General features: G+C 67.3%; 15 protein-coding genes. 8 read left to right on the top strand and 7 right to left on the bottom strand.

The features are described from left to right. Positions 1-227: 227 nt before the first annotated feature. Positions 228-2,870: a PAS-domain containing protein gene (locus V3B48_RS17345; protein WP_329894135.1), complete on the bottom strand. Its 2,643-nt coding sequence runs from the start codon at positions 2,868-2,870 to the stop codon at positions 228-230. Positions 2,871-2,936: 66 nt separating this feature from the next. After that, the gene (locus V3B48_RS17340) at positions 2,937-4,106 is read right to left on the bottom strand and encodes a porin (protein WP_071228137.1); all 1,170 of its coding nucleotides are present in this window, start codon (positions 4,104-4,106) and stop codon (positions 2,937-2,939) included. A 332-nt stretch (positions 4,107-4,438) separates the two neighbouring features. Between V3B48_RS17340 and V3B48_RS17335 the strand changes: the two genes are divergently transcribed. Together V3B48_RS17335 and V3B48_RS17330 are read left to right on the top strand one after the other, a co-directional pair. Further along, positions 4,439-5,782, top strand: a complete 1,344-nt coding sequence (locus V3B48_RS17335) for a dicarboxylate/amino acid:cation symporter (protein ID WP_032129107.1) — start codon at positions 4,439-4,441, stop codon at positions 5,780-5,782. A 230-nt stretch (positions 5,783-6,012) separates the two neighbouring features. Continuing rightward, complete coding sequence (locus tag V3B48_RS17330) at positions 6,013-8,304, top strand: NADP-dependent malic enzyme (protein ID WP_032129106.1); 2,292 nt, start codon at positions 6,013-6,015, stop codon at positions 8,302-8,304. 664 nt (positions 8,305-8,968) lie between these two features. On the opposite strand, the gene V3B48_RS17325 is transcribed toward V3B48_RS17330, so the two are convergent. From V3B48_RS17325 to V3B48_RS17315, 3 genes are all read right to left on the bottom strand, one after another. Then, positions 8,969-9,784, bottom strand: a complete 816-nt coding sequence (locus tag V3B48_RS17325; RefSeq protein WP_121504411.1) for a hypothetical protein — start codon at positions 9,782-9,784, stop codon at positions 8,969-8,971. A 206-nt stretch (positions 9,785-9,990) separates the two neighbouring features. Then, the gene (locus V3B48_RS17320; protein WP_049421780.1) at positions 9,991-10,725 is read right to left on the bottom strand and encodes a basic secretory protein-like protein; all 735 of its coding nucleotides are present in this window, start codon (positions 10,723-10,725) and stop codon (positions 9,991-9,993) included. Further along, positions 10,722-14,066: a GH92 family glycosyl hydrolase gene (locus V3B48_RS17315; RefSeq protein WP_329894134.1), complete on the bottom strand. Its 3,345-nt coding sequence runs from the start codon at positions 14,064-14,066 to the stop codon at positions 10,722-10,724. Before V3B48_RS17315 ends, V3B48_RS17320 begins: the two co-directional genes overlap by 4 nt. 421 nt (positions 14,067-14,487) lie before the next feature. Between V3B48_RS17315 and V3B48_RS17310 the strand changes: the two genes are divergently transcribed. The 4 genes from V3B48_RS17310 to V3B48_RS17295 all read left to right on the top strand — a co-directional run bounded on the left by V3B48_RS17310 (position 14,488) and on the right by V3B48_RS17295 (position 17,781). Further along, the gene (locus V3B48_RS17310) at positions 14,488-14,685 is read left to right on the top strand and encodes a zinc-finger domain-containing protein (protein WP_005410967.1); all 198 of its coding nucleotides are present in this window, start codon (positions 14,488-14,490) and stop codon (positions 14,683-14,685) included. A gap of 15 nt (positions 14,686-14,700) precedes the next feature. Further along, positions 14,701-15,816, top strand: a complete 1,116-nt coding sequence (locus V3B48_RS17305; protein WP_279912275.1) for a glycosyltransferase — start codon at positions 14,701-14,703, stop codon at positions 15,814-15,816. Then, entirely contained in the window at positions 15,797-17,128 is a 1,332-nt protein-coding gene (locus tag V3B48_RS17300) for an O-antigen ligase family protein (protein ID WP_253143935.1), read from the top strand. Before V3B48_RS17305 ends, V3B48_RS17300 begins: the two co-directional genes overlap by 20 nt. A gap of 203 nt (positions 17,129-17,331) precedes the next feature. Continuing rightward, entirely contained in the window at positions 17,332-17,781 is a 450-nt protein-coding gene (locus V3B48_RS17295) for a transposase (protein WP_121504416.1), read from the top strand. 146 nt (positions 17,782-17,927) lie between these two features. Here the strand turns inward: V3B48_RS17295 and V3B48_RS17290 are convergent, their stop codons facing one another. Further along, a complete protein-coding gene (locus tag V3B48_RS17290; RefSeq protein ID WP_049398382.1) occupies positions 17,928-18,845 on the bottom strand; it encodes an LpxL/LpxP family Kdo(2)-lipid IV(A) lauroyl/palmitoleoyl acyltransferase in 918 nt (305 codons plus the stop codon). Between the two features lie 60 nt (positions 18,846-18,905). Between V3B48_RS17290 and waaA the strand changes: the two genes are divergently transcribed. Continuing rightward, positions 18,906-20,204 carry a lipid IV(A) 3-deoxy-D-manno-octulosonic acid transferase gene (waaA, locus tag V3B48_RS17285; protein ID WP_049398381.1) on the top strand — a complete coding sequence of 433 codons (1,299 nt, stop codon included), beginning with the start codon at positions 18,906-18,908 and terminating at the stop codon, positions 20,202-20,204. A 229-nt stretch (positions 20,205-20,433) separates the two neighbouring features. Then, entirely contained in the window at positions 20,434-21,651 is a 1,218-nt protein-coding gene (locus V3B48_RS17280; protein WP_253143937.1) for an amino acid transporter, read from the top strand. 100 nt (positions 21,652-21,751) lie between these two features. Here V3B48_RS17280 and V3B48_RS17275 read toward each other — a convergent pair whose 3' ends face one another. Further along, complete coding sequence (locus V3B48_RS17275) at positions 21,752-23,110, bottom strand: TolC family outer membrane protein (protein WP_049460783.1); 1,359 nt, start codon at positions 23,108-23,110, stop codon at positions 21,752-21,754. Between the last annotated feature and the right edge of the window lie 9 nt (positions 23,111-23,119).

Here is a 23,119-nt window from a genome sequence, read left to right as displayed (position 1 = left end):
TTCTTTTTCTTCTCCGTGGGTGGCAGGCCACCGAAATCTGTCAGAGGCCGGTGGGGGGGGGGGGGGGGGGGGGGGGGGCGGGGGGGGGGGGGGGGGGGGGGGGGGGGGCGGCGGGGCGGGCGGGCCCCCCCCCCCCCCCCCCCCCCCCCCCCCCCGCCCCACCCACGGCTTCTGCTTTCCACGACCAACCAGGCACCACCCACGAGGGGCTGCGCCGTTGGCTGGAATCACCCGCGATGCCGGATCAGCAACTGACTCATCAGCGCCCGCAGCGCCGGCGGCTTCACCGGCTTGGCCATCATTCCCCAGCCACGCTCGGCAGCCATCTCACGCAATCCCGCATCGCGCTCGGCAGTGACCAGCACCACCGGCGGGCGGGCCCGCCACAGCTCTGCCAATGTCTCGTACAGCACCGGGCCGTGGTGGTCACCCATGCGCACATCCAGCAGCACCAGCTCCGGCACGGTTGCCGTCGTGGCCAACTGCAGCGCTGCCTGCGGGCCATCGGCCAGCAGCACCTCGCAGCCCCACCGCTCCAGCAGCGCGCGGCTGGCCGCGCACACGTGCGGATCGTCATCGATCACCCACACACGGCGCCCTCGCAGCGGGTTGTCCGCCGCCGGTTCCTGCGCCAGCACCGGCGCGGGCGCGGTGGCGGGTATCGCGCTGGCGTCGCCGAACGGCACGCCCACCGCGAACACGCTGCCCTGGCCCAGCTGCGAGCGCAGCCGGATCGGATGTCCGAGCAGGCGGCCGATGCGGTCGACGATGGCCAGGCCAAGGCCGGCACCGCGCTGCTGGCCGTCGTGCAGGCGGCGGAATTCCTCGAAGATCTCGCCCTGCAGCGCATCGGGAATGCCGGGGCCCTGGTCGTGCACTTCGATCCACAGCAGGCCCTCGCGGCGGCGGCAGCCGAGCAGCACGCGGCCACGTTCGCTGTAGCGCAGCGCGTTGGACAGGAAATTCTGCAGGATGCGGCGCAGCAGCGCTTCATCGCTGACCACCACCGCATCGGTATCGACCCAGTCCACCACCAGGCCACGTGACTGCGCGGCGATGCCGAATTCGCGCGCCAGTGTCTGCAGCAGCGGCCCGAGCCGGAACGCCTGCACACGGGTCGGCAGGCTGCCCGATTCCAGCCGCGCGATATCCAGCAGGCTGTTGAGGATCGCATCCTGCGCGGCCAATGCAGCGTCGATGTGATCGCTGGTCTGCTGCTGCGCCGGATCGCTCAGCTTGCCGCGCAGCACCGAGACGAACATGCGTGCTGCGTTGAGCGGTTGCAGCAAGTCGTGCACGGCCGAGGCGACGAAGCGGGTCTTGTAGCGGTTGGCCTGTTCGGCCTCGCGGCGTGCTTCGTCCAGGTCGTGGGTACGTTCGGCGATGCGGTGTTCCAGTGCATCGGCCAGCGAGCGCAGTTCGCGTGCAGCATTCTTGTAGCTGGTGATGTCGGCGTAGCTGGTGACGAAACCGCCGTCGGGCAGCGGGTTGCCGCGGATTTCCAGCACCGTACCGTCGTCCTTCTCACTTTCGCGCATGTGCGGACGGCCGCTGCGCAGGTGGTTGAGGCGACGCTCGATGGCCTCGTCGACCGGGCCGGGACCGAGCAGGCCACGGCGTGCGTTGAAGCGGAACAGTTCCTCGATGGGCCGCCCCACGCGCACCAGGTCCAGCGGGAAACGGAACAGTTCCAGGTAGCGCGAATTCCATGCGACCAGACGCAGGTCCCGGTCGATCACCACCACGCCCTGCGGCAGGTGTTCGAGGCTGCGGCTGAGGCCGCTGTCGGCATCGGTGGCGGCCTGCAGCAGGCCATCCTGTGCGGTGCGCAGTTCCTGTGCATGCTGCTTGAGCAGGGTTTCCAGCTCGCGGCGGCTGCGCAGGCGATGCTTGGCCAGGCGCCGGCGCTGCTGTATGAACAGCACCAGGAAGCCCAGCGCCAGCCATGCGGCACCTCCGGTAAGCGCGGCCGCACGGCCGGCGGCGGTGGCAGCACTGGCGTCGTGCAGCAGGTGCAGGTTCCAGTCTTCGGCCGGCAGCGCAAGGCTCTGCCACAGCATCGGCTGCGGCAATGCCGGATCCAGCAGGCGCACCATGCGGCCGCCATCGGCCAGTACATCCTCGGTACGTGCGCGCAGTGGCTGCAGGGTGCGATCGGCGTACTGGCGGGCGTCCAGCATTTCGCGGCGCTCATCGGCGCCCAGCGGTCGCAGCAGGCGGTAGCGCCAGCTGTCACGGTTGGCCAGGAACACCACGTCGTGGTCGTCACTGGCCAGCACCACGTCAGGGCTGCTCAGCCACTCCTGCTCCAGTGCCGACAGCTCGACCTTGATCACCACCACGCCGAGCCGCTTGCCGTCTTCCTCGATGGCCTGCGACAGGTAGTAGCCGGGCACGCCGGTGGTCATGCCGATGCCGTAGAAGCGGCCGCGGCCCTGGGCCAGCGCCTGGCGGTAATAGGGACGATAGCTGTAGTTCTCACCGACGTTGGTGGTCGGCTGGTCCCAGTTGCTCGCCGCCACCGCCACGCCATCGTGACCGACCAGGGTCAGGGTCGAGGCACGGGTGACTTCATTGGCGCGTTGCAGCTTGAGGTTCAGCCGCTGCCGTTCGGTGGGCGAGGGCTGCACACGCAGGGCGTGCAGAAGATCCGGATCCAGTGCCAGTACCTGCGGCAAGGTGCCGAAGCGGTCGATGCGCTGCTGCAGGCCCTGGCCATACAACTGCAGCTGGCGTTGTACCTGGCTGCTTTCCTCACCGAGGGCGCGCCGCCAGGCGTAGTGGCCGGCGGCGACCGCACACAGCACGGTGCCGCCGACCATCACCGCGATGGTCAGCAACAGCATCCGGTGGCGGCTGAGCCAGTACATGGCGGCAGTCTACGCAGGGCCGGCGGGCGTGGCGTGCACGCCCGCCGGGATCTGACGTGGAAGGGGTCAGAAGTGCATCTGCGCGCGCAGTTCGAAGATCTCCGGCGTGCTGTGCACGCCGCGACGGCTGGCGTCGACCTTGACGTAGTTGGCCTGGAACTTGAAGTGGCTGGTCAGGTACCAGTTCGCACCCAGAGTGAGGTCGTGCTGGCGGCCGCCGAGGATGCTGCCATCGTCGAGGTCCATGCGGCTGTAACGGGCCACCAGTTCCACCGCGCCGTAGTCGTGCGCCGGCTTGATGTTGGCCACCGCACCGGCGTTGTACGGGCGCGATTCGCCGGTCAGCACCCAGCTCGCCATCGCGTACTGGCCGCTGCCGGTGTAGTCGGGCTTGCCGTCATGGCGGGTGACCGTGGCGCGCAGGGCTTCGGCCTGCACCGAGAACGGGCCGCGGATCCAGATGCCTTCCAGACCGGTGCGGCGGATCTGGTCGGCGGTGACCAGCGCGCCGGAATCGACATAGCGGATGTCGGTCAGGCCGGCTTCCGGACGTGCGCGCAGGCGCGCGCTGGCCTCGTGGTGCACGTCGCGGCCATCGCTGTAACCGCGCGGATTTTCCTGCGAGTAGGCCAGGCCCAGGTGGATCACGTCACCCGGCGCCTTCACCGGGGTCCACACCGCACGCACGGCCTGGGTGGTGCCCGGGTTGTCACCCTGCAGGTCCTTGCCGCCATAGGCGCCGGCCTGCAGCAGGTACTGCGGGCGCTCAAGCACCCATTCCACACCCGTGCGGCGGCCAGCGTAGAAGGCCTGCACCGGCAGCGCGGTTTCCAGGAAGCTGCCGGCGCGCGAGGACGTGTTCGCGTCCAGGCCGACCGGGGTCTTCATGTAGCCGAAGCGGAAGCGGCCGATGTCGCGGCCGAAGAAGGCCTTGCTTTCGAAGCGCACGAACACGTCCAGCCAGGTATCGGACTGGAAGTCGTAATAGACCATCGCGTCGTAGACGCCCTTCTTCTTCAGCGTCGCACCGAACTCCTTGCGGCGCACGGCGTCGTCGTCCTCAAGGCCACTGCCCGAGGAGAAATCGTTGTAGTCGTAGGCGATGTTGGCGGTAGCGGCCAGCTCGGTGCCGTCGCCGAAGGCGTACTTGGTCGGCCAGTTGTCGAAATCGGCAGCCGAAGCGAAGGCGGGAAGCGCGGCCAGCGACAGGGCCAGCAAGGTGGGAATCGGGCGCATGTTGGGTGCGGCTCTCTCAGATTGCGTGTGGACAGGACAACAACGGCCGCAAGGGCCGGAACTTTCGCAATGACGCGCCCGGCCGTTCAGCTCGGGCCACCGGCCTCCCCGTGATCGGGCGGTGCGGCGCCAGTGTAGGCACCGCGGCCACCTGAACCGGGGGGCTAGTACCAATAGGTTATCTGCGCCAGCGTGCCCGGCGCGTACAAAGGCGTCCATTGGTCGCACCCCCTGCGCGTGCTGCACAGGGCCTGCGGTCAGTTTCCACGGTAACGGTTCCCGTGCAGTCCCGGGGCCGTACGTGCCTGAAAACGCCCCTTCCGGAGTCCGCCATGCACATCCCGACCGCAGCACCGGTGCCTGCAAAGCCGTTGCCGATCTATCGCCAGCTGTACTTCCAGGTGATCGTGGCGATCGTCCTGGGCGCCATCCTCGGCCACTACGAACCGTTGATCGGCGAGAAGATGAAGCCGCTCGGCGATGCCTTCATCAACCTGGTAAAGATGATCATCGCACCGGTGATCTTCCTGACCATCGTCACCGGCATCGCCGGCATGACCCACCTGCGCACGGTGGGCCGCGTATTCGCCAAGGCGATGGCGTACTTCCTGTTCTTCTCCACGCTGGCGCTGATCGTCGGCATGATCGTGGCGCACGTGGTGCAGCCTGGCGCCGGCATGAACATCAATCCGGCCGAGCTGGACCAGACCGCGGTGCACAGCTACGTCGAGAAGTCGCATGACCTGACCCTGGTCGGCTTCCTGATGGACATCATCCCGAAGACGCTGCTCAGCGCGTTCGTCGATGGCAACATCCTGCAGGTGCTGTTCGTGGCCGTGCTGTTCGGCATCGCGCTGGCATCGGTGGGCGAGAAGGGCAAGCCGATCGTGAACTTCCTGGAGGCGCTGGTCGCCCCGGTGTTCAAGCTGGTCCACATCCTGATGAAGGCCGCGCCGATCGGTGCCTTCGGCGCAATCGCCTTCACCATCGGCAAGTACGGTGTTGGCTCGCTGATCAACCTGGCCTGGCTGGTGGGTTCGTTCTACCTCACCGCCTTCCTGTTCGTGGCGGTCATCCTGGGCCTGGTCTGCCGCCTGTGCGGCTTCTCGGTGTTCAAGCTGGCGCGCTACCTGAAGGCCGAACTGCTGCTGGTGCTGGGCACCTCCTCGTCCGAGTCGGCGCTGCCGTCGCTGATGGAGAAGATGGAACGCGCCGGCTGCAGCAAGTCGGTGGTGGGCCTGGTGGTCCCGACCGGCTACTCGTTCAACCTGGACGGCACCAACATCTACATGACCCTGGCGGCGCTGTTCATCGCCCAGGCCACCAACACCGAACTGACCCTGGGCCATCAGATTGCCCTGCTGCTGGTCGCCATGCTCAGCTCCAAGGGCGCGGCCGGCGTCACCGGCGCCGGCTTCATCACCCTGGCCGCCACCCTGGCCGTGGTGCCGGAGGTGCCGGTGGCCGGCATGGCGCTGATCCTGGGCGTGGACCGCTTCATGAGCGAATGCCGCTCGCTGACCAACTTCATCGGCAATGCCGTGGCCACCGTGGTGGTCTCGCGCTGGGAGGGGGCGCTGGACCGCAACCGCCTGAAGCTGGCGCTGGATGGCCGCGAAAGCGAACTGCCGCCGCTGGTCGATGCCGTGCCCGAGGCGCTGCCGGCCAGGGGCTGATCCAGGTGTGTGGTACCGCGGGGCCGATCACGACAGTGGTACGGCCCCGCGGCGTTTCAAGGCGACCCATGGCTGTCATGCGGAGCGCCGAAGCTGGTCTCGCGGTACCGTCGCATACGGCACGGAATTGTGCGGTCGCAGCATGCCTGCGACAGGATAGCGACAGGTCCAGACGCTCCAACGGGGGTATCATCCCCTGTCCCTTCTGCCCATTCATGTAACCCACATCGATGTCCAACGAAGATTTCAAACAGGCCGCCCTCGATTACCACCGGATGTCCCCGCCGGGAAAGATCAAGGTTTCCGCTACCAAGCCCATGCTGACCCAGCGCGACCTGTCGCTGGCGTATTCGCCGGGCGTGGCGTACGCCTGTGAAGCGATCAAGGCCGACCCGCAGCAGGCCAGCGAGCTGACCGCCCGTGGCAACCTGGTGGCGGTGATCTCCAACGGCACCGCGGTGCTGGGCCTGGGCAACATCGGCGCGCTGGCCGGCAAGCCGGTGATGGAAGGCAAGGGTGTGCTGTTCCAGAAGTTCGCCGGCATCGATGTGTTCGACATCGAAGTGGATGAAACCGACCCGGACAAGCTGGTCGACATCATCGCCTCGCTGGAGCCGACCTTCGGCGGCATCAACCTGGAAGACATCAAGGCGCCGGAATGCTTCGTGGTCGAGCGCAAGCTGCGCGAGCGCATGAAGATCCCGGTGTTCCATGACGACCAGCACGGCACGGCGATCATCGTCGGCGCAGCCGTGCTCAACGCCATGGCGATCACCGGCAAGAAGATCGAGGAAGTGAAGCTGGCGACCACGGGCATGGGCGCGGCCGGCATTTCCTGCGTGAACATGCTGGTGCAGCTGGGCCTGAAGCCGGAGAACATCCTGGCCTTCGACCGCGAGGGCGTGATCCACACCGGTCGTACCGACCTGGACCCGGAAAAGCAGCGCTATGCGCGCGACACCGACAAGCGCACCCTGGCCGAGATCGTCGACGGCGCGGACATCTTCCTGGGCCTGTCGGCGCCGGGCATCTTGACTGCCGACATGGTCAAGACCATGGCGCCGGATCCGGTGATCTTCGCGCTTGCCAACCCGACTCCGGAAATCATGCCGGAACTGGCGCGCGCCGCCCGTCCGGACGCGATCATCGGCACCGGCCGTTCGGACTACCCGAACCAGGTCAACAACGTGCTGTGCTTCCCGTACCTGTTCCGTGGTGCGCTGGACGTGGGCGCGACCGCGATCAACGAGGAAATGAAGATCGCCTGCGTGCGCGCCATTGCGGCGCTGGCGCGTCGTGCGGCCACCGACATGGGTTCGGCCTATGGCGGCGAGACCCCGAGCTTCGGTCGTGAATACCTGATCCCGCGCCCGTTCGACCGCCGCCTGCTGGTGGAGCTGTCGGCCGCCGTGGCCCAGGCCGCGATGGACTCGGGCGTGGCCTCGCGCCCGATCGACGACATGGGCGCTTACCGCGACAAGCTGGCCCAGTTCGTCTACCGCACCAGCCTGATGATGAAGCCGGTCTACGACCGCGCGCGCAGCGACAAGCAGCGCGTTGTGTATGCCGAGGGCGAAGAGGAAGTGGTGCTGCAGGCGGTGCAGAACGTGGTCGATGACGGCCTGGCGCACCCGATCCTGATCGGCCGCCCGGAAGTGATCGAGTCGCGCATCGAGCGCCTCGGCCTGCGCCTGAAGATCGGCGAGAACGTTGAAGTCACCAACATCAACGACGACCCGCGCTTCAACGAGTACTGGCAGTACTACCACGGCCTGACCGGCCGTCGTGGCGTGACCGTGGCCGCGGCGAAGAACCTGATGCGTTCGCGCCCGACCCTGATCGCTGCAGTGATGGTGGCCCGTGGCGAAGCCGATGCGATGCTGACCGGCATCGTCGGCCGTTTCCACAAGAAGCTGGGCTACGTGCGCAGCGTGCTGCCGCTGGAGCCGAAGGTCACCTCGACCTCGGCGATGACCGGCGTGATCAACCAGCAGGGCGTGTTCTTCTTCGTCGATACCCACGTGCAGGAAGACCCGACCGCCGAGCAGCTGTGCGAAGCGACCCTGCAGGCGGCCTACCGCATGAAGCTGTTCGGCATCGAGCCGAAGGTGGCGCTGCTGTCGCACTCCAACTTCGGCAGCCACGATTCGAAGGACGCGCTGAAGATGCGCCAGGTGCGCGAGCTGCTGCTCAAGCGCAACCCGCGTCTGAACGTGGACGGCGAAATGCAGGGCGACACCGCGTGGGACGAAGCGCTGCGCCAGAAGCTGCTGCCGGGCTCGACCCTGCAGGGTCGAGCCAACCTGTTCGTGCTGCCGAACCTGGAAGCGGCCAACATCGCCTACAACCTGGTGCGTGTGTTCACCGACGGCGTGGCGATCGGCCCGATCCTGATGGGCGTGAACAAGCCGGTGCATATCCTGACCACCAGCGCGACCTCGCGCAGGATCCTGAACATGACCGCCATTGCGGCGGTGGATGCGCAGATCCGCAAGCAGCTGGAAGCGGAAAAGAAGGCGTAAGCCTTCTTTCCAGCGTCAGCTGCAGAAGCGCGCCCCCGGGGCGCGTTTCTGTTTCCGCAAAGCGGAAACGGGTAGTGCCGGCCGCTGGCCGGCAACCGCAATCATGTCCACCACCACCGCAGCCGGCCAGCGGCCGGCTCTACCGCCCGCCGGCCTGTGCCACACGCGCTACGCCGCCCGGTCATGTCCCTGCAACGCCGTTGCGGCCCAATACGCCCACGCGGCCCGGCCGTGGGAAGGGACCGGACCGGCCTTCCCACCCTGGGCCCGACCAACTTTTCATGGGCGAGGGTGTCATGCGCAATCGAGTGACGCGGCGGTACTTTCAGCAGCTGTTCGCGCTCTACGCCGGCTTCGTGCGGTCGCGCTGAGGCAGTGATGTGGTAGCGCCTGGCCATGCCCGGCGAGCGCGCAGCGTGGCGAATCAGGCATTTCGCCGGGTGTGGCCTGGCGCTACTGAGCGAACGTGGCAACCAAGGTGTGCCGCAGTGGTAGCTATTGAGCTACCGAAATATCTCCGATGGTCACCCTTCCTCCGCCACCATATCCCCGGCTACATTGCAGGCCTTGCCGCAGTAGAATGTCCCAACCGACGCTGCGATTGCTGCGCCTCCCAGGCACGCGACCACGATCATCAGCCAGCGATTGCGTTTCGACTTTCCTTTCATTTCATTTCTCCTTTTCTTCGATTCGATATCTCGATATGCCATCGGTTCGATTCCCGTTGCTGGTCCGGTGAGAGTTGGCTCCAGAGCCGCTCGGCATAGCGAAGCCCCTTGCCGCCACTGGCCTGGCTGAATGCGCGCGCATAGGCGTGTGCGCGTGCTGCATCGCGAGGCACATGCAGGCCATCCTCAAAGGTGGCCGCAAGAAGCATCAGGGCATTGCTGTCACCCGAGTCCGCGGCTTCGTTGAGGAATCTCACTGTCGCTTCCTTGAATCGCTTGACGAGCTCTTCATCGAACATGGAGTGCTCATCGTCGAACTGATGAGACGCCAGTCCCGAGAACATCAATTTCGCAGTGGAGTCGCCGTCTGACGCCGCGTAGTAGGCGAGGTCATAGATGGAGTGTTCTGATTCAAGAGCGGAGCAGTCTGAGTCACCCAGAACGTTTTCCCGGAACTCACGCTGCTGGTCGGGAGTCAGTCCCGTCGGAATGTCTGTTTCCGCCAAGCTTGCGGCGTTTGTGCAACGCGCTATGTCCTGCGCCAGCAGAAGGGCCTGCTGGGGCGACAACGTTCGGCGAATTGCAATCAACTGAGTCCCGGCGGCGGCAACGCTTGCGGCCTGCGTCGTCTCGATCGCGGCATCTTTTCCGTTGATACGAACCCGTACGGTCTGCTGCTCTTGGGGGGCAACAGCGAGAACGCTCGGCGTGTTGCTTCTCGTCCAGATCGCGGTCGTGATCAGTGCAATGGCTGCTCCTGTCACCAGCACAACGACCGCTTTGCGCCTACCGACCTTGGTTCTGATTTTCATGCAAGCAAGGTTAGCGACCCTCGCTCAGTCACGATGTCGGTTGCTGCCGCGTGCTGTTGTGAACAGGCGCCTATCCGACTTGTCGGATTACTCCGCGTGAGATCGTAATGAGATCCCGTTGGGCAGGTCATGCCGGGCCATGCCAGGCGGGCGCGCAGCGCGGCGAAACAGGCGTTTCGCCGGGCAAGCCACGGTGCTACCTGCGGTCAGCGCTTGCCGCGCCGTGCCGGCGCCGGTGCATCCGAACGCGGCTTGGCGTACTGCGCCCACAGCGCCGGCAGTGCCTTGCCGGTGTGCTTCTGCCACAGCGCCGGTGCATAGCGGCCGTCGCGCAGGGCCTTGTCCAGTGCCAGCACCAGGCCGGGATGTTCCGCCTCCGCCCACTTCAGGAACGCACCGGTCACCCGGTAGCCGCTGTCGACGTTCTGCCCCTTCTCGACCTTCACCGGCAATGCCCAGCCAGCGGCGGCGTTGTCCATGCCGTAGCGGTCGCGCGCGTAGTCGGCGATGCCTTCCACCAGCCAGCCCGGTACCCGTGCATCGCCGTAGCCGGGATACCCCTGCACGATGTGCATCGCCTCGTGGGTGACCAGGTCGATGTCGTTCGGATGCTGCGCCAGCCAACCCGGATTGATGGTGATCGTCGCTGCCTGGTCCTTGTCGCCGACGAAGGCGATGCCGGTGTAGGCCGGATCGATCACGATGCGCACCATTGACGGCGCAGCGGGATGGAAGTCCGCACGTTCGCGCAGGTACGCGAAGAAGAACGTATCGATCACCCGCTTGCGCTGCGGTGCGGCCAGGGCGCCACGGGCGTCCTGGTAGTTCAGCGTCACGCCGTCGCGGGTCAGCTGCGTATCGAACGCCTGGGTCTGGCCGAAGCTTGAGAAGGACAGGGCAACAAGGGCCAGAGGCAGTAGACGGAAGCGCATGCAGCTCATTGTACGGTGCCGGCCGCCAGCAGTTCGATCTCCGCCAGCGGCAGCCGTGCCGGTGCCGCCAGGCGCAGGCGGTACTCGCTGTAACGACCGGGTTTGGCGATGCGGAACGGACGGGTCTGGCGGGCGGATTCGAAGTCTTCGCCGCTGCGCTGGTCGAGCACGGCCCAGCTGCCGCCACCGTTGCGCGCCTCCAGCGTCCACTCACCGCCCTGGATGCGGCCGTCACCGCTGGTCAGCGTGTACATCGTCGGGGTGCCCTCGGCCAGGCCGGTCAGCGCGATGGTTGCACCGGCGCCCAGACCCACCGTGGTGCCGGCATCGTCATCGACCAGCGCGGGCAGGGCACGGCCATCGGCCAGCGTCGCCTTCGCGCCGCTGCCGAGCAGGTCGTGCAGCAGCTGCGGGTGCTGGCCGCGCGCGGTCAACGAGCGCGGCACATCGTCCACGCCGCTGCCCCAGCGCGAGGGGCGGGGTCCCATCACGAAGTCGAGGGTCGCGCCCTTGGCGATCAGGTCGTGCGGCACCCAGGTCTTCGTCCACGGCGTACCGTTGATCTTCAGCGACTGCACGTAGACGTTCTCACGCGAGTTGTTGGCCGCGTTCACGGTCAGCACCGCGCCACCCTGCAGCTCCACCCGTGCATGCTCGAATGCCGGCGAGCCGATCACGTACTCCGGGGCGCCCATGCGCAGCGGGTACAGGCCCAGCGAGGCCAGTACGTACCATGCCGAGGTTTCACCGTTGTCCTCATCGCCCGGGTAGCCCTGGCCGATCTCGCTGCCGACGTACAACCGCGACAGGATCTCGCGCACGTGCTGCTGGGTCTTCCACGGCTGCCCGGCGTACAGGTACATCCACGGGATGTGGTGCGCCGGCTGGTTGCTGTGCGCATACATGCCCATGCGCACGTCGCGCGCTTCGGTCATCTCGTGGATGGTGCCGCCGTAGGAACCGGCCAGTGCCGGGTCCGCGGTTTCCGGCGTGGCGAAGAAGGTATCCAGCTTCGCCGCCAGCTTTTCGCGGCCGCCATACAACGCGGCCAGGCCTTCGCCGTCATGGGCGGCGGTGAAGGCGAAGGTCCAGCCATTGGATTCGGTGTAGTCGTGGCCCCACACGCGCGGATCGTAGGCCTTTGCGTCCACGCGCCAGCGACCATCGGCCTTGCGGCCCTGGAAGAAGCCTGCCGCCGGATCGAACATCGTCGCGTAACTGGCGGCGCGATGGCGGAAGTAGTCGGCCTCGGTGCTGTAGCGCTCGCGTGCGGCGGGCGCGGTCGCGCGCTTGGCCAGGGCATCGGCCATGTTGGCGATGCCAAAGTCATTGAGTGCGCCTTCCATCGTCCACGACATGCCTTCGTGCACGTCGGCACTGGCATAGCCGCGGAAGGTCGAACGGTTCATGCCCTTGCGGCCGACATGGCGGTCCGGCGGCACCACGGTCGCGTTCTTCAGCGCGGCGGCATAGGCCTCGGCCGGATCGAACCCGCCGATGCCCTTCAGCCATGCGTCGGCGAAGGCCACATCGGAGCTGGTGCCGACCATCAGATCGGCGTAGCCCGGCGACGACCAGCGTGCAATCCAGCCGCCGGCGCGGTACTGCTCGATGAAGCCCTGCACCAGCTGTCCGGCATCGTCGGGCGTGAACAGCGCATAGGCCGGCCAGGTGGTGCGGAAGGTGTCCCAGAAGCCGTTGTTGACGAATACCTTGCCGTCGCGCACGGCGGCATAGCTACGGGTCGCGCTGCCCTCGGTGTTGTCATCGCTGGCGCTGGCCTGGTTGGCGTAGCGCCACTCCGGTGCGGCGGCGCTGCCCACGTTCTCATGGCCGGAATTGGGGTACAGGAACAGCCGGTACAGGCTGGAGTACAGCGTGGTCTTCTGGTCGTCGCTGGCATCGCCGATGTCGAAACGGGCCAGGCGCGCATCCCACGCATCCTGCGCACGGCCGGCCACGCTTTCCAGCGTATCGGCTGCGGCGATTTCCAGGGCCAGGTTGTGCCGTGCCTGCTCCACCGAGATCAGCGAGGTGGCGAGGCGCATGGTCACCCGCCGGTCGCTGCCGGCATCGAACTTGATGTAACCGGTCGGTCGGCCGGTGTTGAGGCGCCCACTGCTGCGCCACGGCCTGTCGAAGCTGGCCACCACGTACATGCGACTGGCGCCGTTGGACAGCCCGCTGCGCGTATCGGTGTAGCCGGACAGTGTCTGCGTGGCAGCGTCCAGGGTCAGGCCACCGCGTGCATCGACATTGTCGAACAGCAGGTTGGCGTCGCCGCCCTCGGGGAACTCGAAGCGGAACAGCGCGGCATGATCGGTCGGCGCGATGGCGGCCGCGATGCCGTTGTCGAAGCGCACGTCGTAGCGATACGGGCGCGCGCTTTCATGGCTGCGCTCGAATGACAGCGCGCGCTTGCGACGGTCGGCCTCCGGCACGCCACGGCTGGCCGAGGGCATCACCTGGAAGGTCTGGCGGTCGCCCATCCACGGGCTGGGCTGATGGCTCAGCGCAAGCGCCTGCAGCTGCGGGCGGTTCTGTGCGTCGTTCTGTTCGTTCCAGCGGTACAGCCAGTTCAGTGCGCCGGCATCGGTCACCGGGGTCCAGAAGTTGAATCCGTGCGGTACCGCGGTGGCCGGGAAATTGTTGCCGCGCGAGAAGGTGCCGTTGGCCTGGGTGCCACGGGTGGTCAGCACCCAGTCGGAGACGCGCGCTGGCTGCTGACGTGGCACTGTGTCCAGGCGCACGTCATCGATCCAGCCCGAGACCGGTGCACCGTCGGCACTGGCCACGTCCAGTTCGATCGCCACCACTCGGCGGCCCTTCAGCGCGGGCACGTCGCCCAGCCGCACCGCCTTGCGCGCCCACTGCTGCGGATACAGCGTCTTCGAATCGCCCTGCGCGCGCGCACCGATGGCCACGCCATGCTGGTCGCGTGCAGCGCTGGCCGAAACGCGGCTGCCATCGTCCAGCAGCAGGTCCAGTGACACATAGGTCGAGGCCACGGTGTCCTTGCCGACGATCTCCGGCAGCACCAGCCACGACAGGGTGGTATCGGCCTCGATCGGCAGGTCGGTCTTGAACAGCTCGCGTCGCGCGCTGCCGCCTTCGCTGCTGTAGCGCAGTGCATGCAGGCCGCTGTAGCCCGCATTGCGCTTGGCGGCGTAAGGCGCCGCAGGGCCGTTGCCGATCGTGACCTGCAGTGCGCCTGCGGCCGGTGCCGGAGCCGGCTGGCCCGGTTCGAACGAGGTCTGCAGTCCCTGTGCCAGCACCGGCATCGCGGTAGTCGCACAGGCCAGGGCCAGGGCGAGCGGAAGCAGGGCGCGGCGTGGATCGGACAGGGTCATGCAAGGGTCTCCCGGAAGGGCAGGCGGCGGGCAGAACCCGCATCGGCGGACACCACGGACAGCATCGCTCCGCCCGCCGGGATGGCAGTGGAAGAAGCGATACCGGTCCGGTGGGGGCGGGCCATGCGATCGGGTCGGATTGGAGTGGGCCGGTTTACGACCTGGCCCGATCCTGCAACAGCCGTGGCAACCTGACAAGTGCCATTTAGTTCGATCCAAATGCGGGAAATATCGTTGTCGGTGGATTTTCGGCGTGAACCTGCAGGATCGATCGGGAATTTCCGCCGGCACCCCGTCCCGAGGTGGCATGCAAGGCCGCAGGGAATCGGCCCGGTACGCGCAAAGACCCGTTGCGGCGCAATGTCGGGGCGGCCCAGATGCTAGAATCACAGGCCTCGCAACCCGTTCATCGACATCCGCCATGAGCCATACCGCCACTGCGCCCGCCAACGCCGAGAAGCGCTACACCGTGCACCGCAGCGATCTGCCGCTGAGCTGCCCGACCCCGGAAATGGCGCTGTGGAACTCGCATCCGCGCGTGTACCTGCCGATCGAAGACGAGCCCAACGGCGAAGCGCAGTGCCCGTACTGCGGTTCCGTGTTCGTGCTGGCCGACTAAGCGGCCGCCCCTTCGATGCGCCGATTGACCGTGGTGCAGTTGCTGCCGGCGCTGCACTCCGGCGGTGTCGAGCGCTCGACCCTGGAAATTGCTGCGGCCCTGGTCGCTGCCGGCCATCGTGCGCTGGTGGTCTCCGCCGGTGGCCGCCTGGTGCAGCCGCTGCTCGATAGCGGTGCCGAGCACCTCACCCTTGATATCGGCCGCAAATCGCTGCTGACCCTGCGCCACCTGCCGACCCTGCGCCGCCTGTTCGCTGAAGTTGGCGCCGACATCGTGCATGCCCGTTCGCGGCTGCCGGCCTGGCTGGGCCTGTACGCGATCCGCGCGATGCCTGCCGCACAGCGCCCGCATTGGGTGACCACCGTGCACGGGTTGAACTCGCCCAGCCGCTACAGCGCGGTGATGACCAGCGGTGAACGCGTGATCTGCGTGTCCAACACCGTGCGCGACTACGTGCAGCGGCACTACCCGTCGGTTCCCGAAGCGAGGCTGCAGGTGATTCCGCGCGGCGTCGATGTCGCACAGTTTCCCCGCGTGGCCCGCGCCGACCGTCGGCCACGACTGGCGCTGGCAGCCGATTATCCGTGGCTGGCGCAGGTTGAGGGCCCGCTGCTGCTGCTGCCGGGGCGTGGCACCCGGCTGAAGGGGCATGCTCATGCGCTGCAGTTGCTGGCGGATGTACGCGCGGCCGGTGTGCCGGCACAGCTGTGGATGCTGGGCACCGATGAACCCGGCCGTGAAGTCTACGTGGCCGACCTGCGCCGGCAGGCGGCTGCTTTGGGCGTGACCGACGCCGTGCAGATCAGCACGCCGACCGCGCGTATCGCCCAGGCCTATGCGGCCAGCGATCTGGTGCTGCAGCTTTCGGACAAGCCCGAAGCGTTCGGCCGCACCGTGGTCGAAGCGTTGTCGGTCGGTCGCCCGGTACTGGGCTGGGACCATGGCGGCGTCGGCGAACTGCTGCAGCAGCTGCAGCCGGCCGGCGCCGTGCCGCTGGGCGATGCACGGGCGCTGGGTGAACGTGCGCTGGCCCTGCTGGCGCAGCCGCCGTCCTTGCCGACCCGCATCCCGTTTACCCTGCAGGCCATGCAGCGCGACACCCTCCGCCTCTATGCCGACCTCGCCGGCTGACCCCGCAACCCTCGTGCGCGAGGACCGCGCCGGGCGCTGGGCGCCCTGGTGGGTGCTGGCCTACGTGGCGCTGTGGCCGTTGCCGGGCGTCGCCGAAACCGTGCTGGGTCTTGGCGCGCTGTATGCCGCGGTGCGCATGATCATGCGCCGCCTGCAGCGCCGCCCGCACCTGCTGACACCCGCCGCGTGGGCGCTGACCTCGATCCTGTTCCTCGGTTACTGGCTGCCGCAGGCGTTCTCCGCCTTCGATGCGATCGATCCGGCGGCGTCGTGGACCAAGGCGGCCGCCGGCCTGCGCTACCTGCCCTTCATGTGGCTGGTGGCGATCGCCGTGGCCACGCCGGAACGCCGGCGGCTGACCTTCGGTGGCCTCGCATTGATTACCGCTGCGTGGACGCTGGATGCACTGGTGCAGGCGGTTGTGGGTACCAGTCCGTGGTTCTGGTCACTTGAGCAACTGAAGTTTGCAGTAAGCGGTCACGCGTTGTGCCCGGCCAGCGAGGCAGCATGGGTCGATCGCCTCAGTGGCGCGCTGGGGCCGTGCAACCTGAAGTTCGGCCAGGTGCTGGCCAGCCTTTCACCGTTCCTGTTGCTGCCGCTGGCGCGCCGCTTCGGCAATCCAGGGTGGGTCCTGGCTGCGGCGGCGCTGGGCTGCGTGCTGCTGCTGGCCGGCTCGCGCGCGTCGTGGATCACCTTCGCGCTGGTGCTGGCCTACAGCGGCGTGCGCCAGTTCGGCTGGAAGCGGTTGGTGCTGCTGGGGCTGGTCGCTGTCCTCGGAGCGGGTGTGCTGACCGCCAGCGTGCCGCAGCTGCGTGAGCGCTTCGCACGTACGGCGATGGCCTGGGAGGGGAGCGAACGCGGTGTCGACGAGGCGTTGTCGGGGCGCGCGCGGATCTGGGACGCCGCGGCCTGCATGATTGAAGAGCACCCGATCAACGGGGTCGGCGCGCGCGGTTTCCGCGATGCCTATCCGGCCTGCGTGTCTGGCGACGAACCGGCGGTGTGGGGCGATGCCCCGGCGTTGCATGCCCATCAGATCGTGCTGGAGATCCTGGCGGAAACCGGTGTGATCGGCCTTCTGCTGTGGTTGGCTGCGGTGGCCCAGGCCTGGCGGGCCTGGCGATACGCACCGGCCGCCGCCCGTGAGCGTGCGCGCCCGGCGATGCTGGCGCTGGCGGTCACCGTGTTCCCGCTTAACACGCACCTGGCCTTCTATTCCGCGTTCTGGGGTGGCCTGACCGTGCTGTTGGCCGCGTTGTTCGCCGGCAGCCTGTTGGCCCGCGAAACGGATGACACGCCGACGGTGGTGTGATCGTCCATCCACGCATGGCGTGGCTCTACTCCACGTACTGAACAAACGTCCCCATGGTGGATCCACGCCATGGCGTGCATGGGGCGGTCACCGAACGAACGTCGCCGTAGTAGATCCACGCCATGCGTGGATGGGGCTTTACCGACGCAAACACGCGCCAACCTCCACTAGCCGTGCCTCCGTGTGTATCGCACGCTGAGGCCATGGCCAGCCCAAGACTCCGCTACGGTCGTTACTCCTGCACCGGTAACGTCTATTCATTGACTACGGTAACCCTCGATCGTGAACCCTTCTTTGCCGATGCTTCCAACGTAGCGATTCTGGTTGAAGCACTGCGCTTCGTAGAGCGCAAGGGCGTGAGCCACAGCTTCACCTGGGTGGTGATGCCCGACCATCTGCACTGGTTGATGGAATTGCGCGGGGGAACCCTGGCCGAGTGCATGGCCCTGCTCAAATCACGCAGCAGCCGGCTGCTGAATCGGCGATTGGAGCGGCGAGGGTCGCTGTGGCAGCACGGTTACCACGATCACGCCGTACGCAGCGATGAATCCCTTCACGAGAAGGCGATGTACATCCTGGCCAATCCGGTCCGTGCGGGCTTGGCGTGCGTGATGGGGGAGTACCCGTACGCCTGGTGCCGCTGGCCGTTGTGAATCCCGGCACGGAATCGAAGAGCATCCACGCATGGCGTGGATCTACTTCAGAATGCCCCACGTCATTGAATCCACGCCATACGCGGATGAAGCCGCACAAGGCAGTAGATCCACGCCATGCGTGGATGAAGCCATCCCTCCCACCGCTACTTGTAGAAATCGCTCCGGCCGCCGGGCTGGCGCTTGAACCGCCGATGGATCCACAGGTACTGGTCCGGGGCTTCGCGCACCATCTCTTCGATGGCCTGGTTGACCCGCGTGGTATCGGCTTCCACATCCTCGCTGGGGAAATTCTCCAGCGGTGCGCCGATCTTCAGGAAGTACTTCCCGCCCTCGCGGCGGTGGAAGTACGGAATCACCGCGCAGCCGGTCATCCGCGCCAGCTGGTGGGTGGCGGTAATGGTGGATGCGGTATGGCCGAAGAACGGCACGAACACGGTGTCCTTGCCACGCATGTCCTGATCCGGCGCATACCAGAGGAAGCCGCCCTTCTTCAGGTGGCGCACGGTCGCGCGGATGTCCTCGTTGGCGAACATCGCCTTGGCATAACGCAGGCGGCCGAACTTCACCGCCCATTCGTACACCGGGTTCTTGTGCTTGCGGTACATGCCTGAAAGATCGACGTAGTCGCACAGCAGGCGGCCGCACATCTCCAGGGTCATGAAGTGGCCGGACACCAGCAGCACGCCGCGGCCTTCGGCCTGCATCTGCCGCAGATGCTCGAGGCCTTCGATCTTCACCTGCGGGCGGATGCGGTCGATGCTGCCCCACCAGGCGCGGATGCACTCGAGCACGCCCACGCCCAGCGCGTCGAAGCTGTCGCGCACCAGGCGCTGGCGCCAGGCTTCGTCCTTCTCCGGGAAGCACAGCTGCAGGTTGACCTCGGCGGCGCGACGGCGGCTGCCGAGCAGGCGCCAGCTGATCCAGCCGACGCCCCGGCCGAGCGCACGCTGCAGCATCCACGGCAGGCGGGCGATGGCGAAGGCGCCGAGCATGGCGGCGAACATCGGCCAGTTGCGGGGATCGCGCAGCGACGGGCGGACGGCGGTGGTGGCATCTGACATGGCGCCATTCTACCAACCCGGCTGCGTGTCTTTCCCGGGGGGCTCCCGTATCCTTGCCGCATGCGTAAAGACCCTGTCGAATGGATCCTGCGCGGCCTGTACTCGGCCGTGCTCTACATCCTGCTGCCGATCACCGTGTACCACCTGGTCTGGCGCGGTTTCCGGGTCCGTGAATACTTCCGGCGCTGGGACGAGCGTTATGCCTCGTATCCGCAGCCGACCGGCCAGCCGCGGGTCTGGCTGCACGCGGTCTCGGTGGGCGAGGTCAATGCCGCCGCGCCGCTGGTGAATGCCCTGCGCCAGCAGCGTCCGGACATCCGCTGGGTCATCACCACCATCACCCCGACCGGTTCGGAGCGCGTGCGCGCGCTGTGGGGAGACGCGCTGGACCATGTGTATCTGCCGTACGACGTACCGGGCAGTGTCAACCGCTTCCTCGGCCATTTCCAGCCCAGCCTGGCACTGATCCTGGAAACCGAGCTGTGGCCGAACATGCTGTTCGGCTGCCGCGACCGTCGCATCCCGGTCTACATCCTCAACGCCCGCCTGTCCGCGCGTTCGCTGCGCGGTTACCGGGTGCTGGCGGCGCTGATCCGCCGTGCGCTGCGCACGGTCACCTGCGTGGCCGCGCAGTCGCAGGACGACGCCGAGCGCTTCGTGCAGCTGGGTGCTGCGCGTGAACAGGTGCAGGCGCTGGGCAACCTCAAGTTCGATATCGCCACGCCGGATGTGCAGGGCTTCGTCGAGCAGTTCCACGCCTGCGTGCCCGCCGGGCGCCCGGTGTGGATCGCGGCCAGTACCCACGATGGTGAGGAGCAGGCGGTGATCGACCTGCATCGGCGCCTGCGCCAGCAGCACCCCGACCTGTTGTTGCTGTGGGCGCCGCGGCACCCCGAGCGCTTCCCGAAGGTGGAGGCGCTGGCGCGCGAGCAGGGCTGGAACGTGACGACCCGTCGCGCGAAGCAATGGCCGGAGGCCGGCACGGATGTATTCGTCATCGACACCCTGGGTGAGCTGATGCCGTTCTATGCCTGCGCGCAGGTCGCTTTCGTCGGCGGCAGCCTGCAGCCGATTGGTGGCCACAATCTGCTGGAACCGGCGGCGATGGGCACTGCCGCTGTGACCGGTCCGCACCTGCACAACTTCGCCGAGATCTCACGGCGCATGCGTGAGGCCGGTGCCTTGCTGATCGGCGAGGACGTGCAGGCGGTAGGTGACCTGCTGCAGCACCTGCTGGGCGACGCAGCGGCGCGCGAGGACATGGCCCGTGCTGGATGCACGCTGGTCAGCAATGGCCGCGGTGCCCTGCAGCGCACGTTGGCGCTGGTCGCGCCACATCTGCCGCCGCCGCGCAGCTGAGCCGGGCAGCAACACCGCCAGGGCGGACACTACGTGGACCGACTGACGTGATCGACTGCATCAATTCTGCTTAGCAACCGGATTCCTGTCGCAGCAGGACCGGATGCGTGGCTGCGAACGTGTTTGTGGTCACATCGCGATGCGCACGGTACGGATTCTGATACCGCCCTTTGGCGCAGGCTGCCAGCCTGCTGTCGACCGCGCATGGGCGGAATCAAGAGGGCTTGCGATGGACAGCGACAACCGCCGTGGCCGGCACGCGCTGCTGGGAATGGATCACTTCGCGTTGGTGGCGTTGACCCTGTTGCTGGGGGGCAGCGTGATCGCCCTGGTCGGCCAGTACACCGCCGCCCAGGCCGGCCCGGCCATCGTACTGAGTCTGCTGCTGGCCGCACTGGGCACAGCGCCGATGCTGTATTGCCTGCACGTGCTGAACCAGCAGCAGCCGGAAGCCGATGGCCTGTACGGCCCGCTGCGGGCCGCTTGGGGCCCGGCAGTCGCGCGCCTGCTGGGTGCTGTGCTGCTGCTGGAGCTGGTGGTGACCAGCGCCGGCGTGGCGCAGTCCATGGCGGGCCACGCGCGTGCGGTGTTTGCCAGTCGCGGTATTGAAACCGGCAGCGCATTGCCGGATCCGGTGATGGCCGTCACCAGCCTGCTGGTGCTGGGTGCGTTCGTGTTGCTGCCTCCGCGTCGCATCGCGCTGATGGTCTGCGTGCTGTTGACGGCAAAGATCGGTGTAGGGCTGTTGCTGCTGGCGCTGGCGGTCCGCCATGTGCACTACGCGAACTGGATTCCGTGGCTGCCGGACGCCACCGCGCCCTATCGGTTCGGACCTGGCGGTGTGCTGGCGGCAAGCGTGCCCTTGCTGGCGGTGTTTGCCAGTGTGGGTCTGGCATTGGGGTTTCCTGGGCGTGGCCCGCAGGTGCGTGCGCAGTCACCAGGGCTGCTGGCGGCCGCGCTGCTGCTGGCAATGCTGCTGCTGATCGTGCTGGCGGCGTTGCAGGCCGGCCTGGTCGAGTTCCCGGCATTGGCCAGTACGCGGCCGTTGTCGGTGGCATTGCAGGGCCATCCGCAGTTGCAGTGGCTGCTGCCGTTGCTGCCGCTGGCGGGCATGGCCGGGTTGGCAGCACTGCTGCTGGTGCTGTTGTCGTTGGCCACACATCTGGCAGCGCAGCTCTGGCCTGTGGCCGCGGATGAAGCGCCCGGGTTCCGGACGCGGCTGATACCGGTCACCGTGGTGCTGGCGGCGCTGCTGGCGTTGGGAACACCCGTCGATGCATTGCCGGTGCTGCCGGGCCCGGCCACCCTGCTGGTGATGGCGGCTTTGTGCCTGGCAGCACTGCGTGTGCGCGCGCCTATGCCGGGGGCTGCGATGGTGCTTGCGCCCCTGGCCGCGGCGCTGTGCGTGCTGGCCGCAGTGGAGCGGGCAGGCGCGTGGCCGGGCTGACGGCCGGCGGATCTGCGCCATGCCTGGGTGGGGCCGTACGCGCTGCCCACAAAAAAGCCACCCTCCCGGGTGGCTTCTTCGTTGCCGGCAGGGCGACGACTCAGTGCGTGGTCGTCGACGGGTTGCCCGCGTCCTGGGTCAGCAGGCGGTTCACGTCCTGCAGCTCGGCCACGTCCAGCGCACCCAGCGACTGGCTCAGCAGCAAGCGGTTCTGCAGGAAGGTGTAGCGGGCCTGTGCATAATCCAGCTGCGCCGAGAACAGGATGCGCTGGTTCTGGATCACGTCCAGCACGGTACGGGTACCGACTTCCAGGCCGACCTGCGACGCGTCATACGCGCTCTGCGCCGAGACCACCGCCAGGCGGCGGGCTTCCACTTCGCTGATGCCCTGCACCAGAGTCTGGTAGGCATTGCGGGTGTTGCGGTCCAGGGCACGCTTCTGCTGCTCGTAGCCATCCTGGGCGATGTCACGCTGGGCCAGTGCCTGGCGCACGCCGGACTGGGTGGCGCCACCGGCGAAGATCGGCACGCTCAGGGTCAGCCCGATGCTGTTGGTGCGTGCATCCGGCGACAACGAGCCGGCACCGGTGCTGTCACCCCAGGTTGCGCTCTTGCCCCAGCTGCCGCCCAGCGACAGGGTCGGGTAATGGCCGCCACGAGCGGCCTGCACGCCAGCCTCGGCGGCGCTGACCTTCAGTTCCTGGGCCTTCAGCGCCGGATTCTGGTTGGTGGCCTGGTGCACCAGCTCATCGATGTTGCCACGGTTGGCCGGCACTTCCGGGCGGAAGTCCGCCGGCAGGCCGCGCAGGTTGACCACCGGCTGGCCGGTCAGTTCGGTCAGGGCCTGGTAGTTATCGGCCAGGGTGTTCTGCGCAACGATGGTGTTGGCACGCGCCTGGTCGTACTGGGCGCGTGCTTCGTGCACGTCGGTGATCGGCGCCAGGCCCACTTCCAGGCGCTTGTCGGCGAAGTCGAACTGCTTCTTCGCGGCCGCTTCATTGGTCTGTGCGGCGTTCAGCGATTCGATCGCCACCAGCACGTTGAAGTAGGCCGCCGAGGTGCGCACGATCAGGCTGTCGTTGGCCGAATCGAGGGTGAAGTCCGCCGCCTTGCTCAGCTCGCGCTGCGAACGCAGGTTGTTGATCTGGGTCCAGTTGAACAGCGTCTGGCTCCCTTCGATCGTGTAGTTGCGGCGCTTGCTGGTCACGGTGCCGGAGTTGGCGTCATGGTCCGCCTCGCTGCGCGAGCGGTTCAGCGTGGCCTGGCCGTTGATCTGCGGCAGCAGGGCAGCGCGGGCCTGCACGGCGCCTTCCTTGTCGTACAGCCGGGTGGATTCGGCGGCGGACAGCTGCGGATCGCCATTGCGCGCCATTTCGTAGACCTGCAGCAGGTCGGCGGCATGGGCGGACAACGGCAGCAGGGCAGTGGCCAGCGCAACAGCGAGGGATCGGCGGATCATTGCGGCTTC

Source organism: Stenotrophomonas sp. SMYL20 (genome assembly GCF_036320045.1).
GTDB lineage: Bacteria > Pseudomonadota > Gammaproteobacteria > Xanthomonadales > Xanthomonadaceae > Stenotrophomonas > Stenotrophomonas maltophilia_A.
The sequence above is the reverse complement of the archived record's forward strand: the minus strand, read 5'-3'. Positions and strand labels throughout refer to the sequence as shown.

Bases quoted from the DNA above. Each gene is read 5' to 3' on its own strand.
- V3B48_RS17345 (WP_329894135.1), bottom strand. From the start codon at position 2,870: ATGTACTGGCTCAGCCGCCACCGGATGCTGTTGCTGACCATCGCGGTG.
- V3B48_RS17340 (WP_071228137.1), bottom strand. From the start codon at position 4,106: ATGCGCCCGATTCCCACCTTGCTGGCCCTGTCGCTGGCCGCGCTTCCC.
- V3B48_RS17335 (WP_032129107.1), top strand. From the start codon at position 4,439: ATGCACATCCCGACCGCAGCACCGGTGCCTGCAAAGCCGTTGCCGATC.
- V3B48_RS17330 (WP_032129106.1), top strand. From the start codon at position 6,013: ATGTCCAACGAAGATTTCAAACAGGCCGCCCTCGATTACCACCGGATG.
- V3B48_RS17325 (WP_121504411.1), bottom strand. From the start codon at position 9,784: ATGAAAATCAGAACCAAGGTCGGTAGGCGCAAAGCGGTCGTTGTGCTG.
- V3B48_RS17320 (WP_049421780.1), bottom strand. From the start codon at position 10,725: ATGAGCTGCATGCGCTTCCGTCTACTGCCTCTGGCCCTTGTTGCCCTG.
- V3B48_RS17315 (WP_329894134.1), bottom strand. From the start codon at position 14,066: ATGACCCTGTCCGATCCACGCCGCGCCCTGCTTCCGCTCGCCCTGGCC.
- V3B48_RS17310 (WP_005410967.1), top strand. From the start codon at position 14,488: ATGAGCCATACCGCCACTGCGCCCGCCAACGCCGAGAAGCGCTACACC.
- V3B48_RS17305 (WP_279912275.1), top strand. From the start codon at position 14,701: ATGCGCCGATTGACCGTGGTGCAGTTGCTGCCGGCGCTGCACTCCGGC.
- V3B48_RS17300 (WP_253143935.1), top strand. From the start codon at position 15,797: ATGCCGACCTCGCCGGCTGACCCCGCAACCCTCGTGCGCGAGGACCGC.
- V3B48_RS17295 (WP_121504416.1), top strand. From the start codon at position 17,332: ATGGCCAGCCCAAGACTCCGCTACGGTCGTTACTCCTGCACCGGTAAC.
- V3B48_RS17290 (WP_049398382.1), bottom strand. From the start codon at position 18,845: ATGTCAGATGCCACCACCGCCGTCCGCCCGTCGCTGCGCGATCCCCGC.
- waaA (WP_049398381.1), top strand. From the start codon at position 18,906: ATGCGTAAAGACCCTGTCGAATGGATCCTGCGCGGCCTGTACTCGGCC.
- V3B48_RS17280 (WP_253143937.1), top strand. From the start codon at position 20,434: ATGGACAGCGACAACCGCCGTGGCCGGCACGCGCTGCTGGGAATGGAT.
- V3B48_RS17275 (WP_049460783.1), bottom strand. From the start codon at position 23,110: ATGATCCGCCGATCCCTCGCTGTTGCGCTGGCCACTGCCCTGCTGCCG.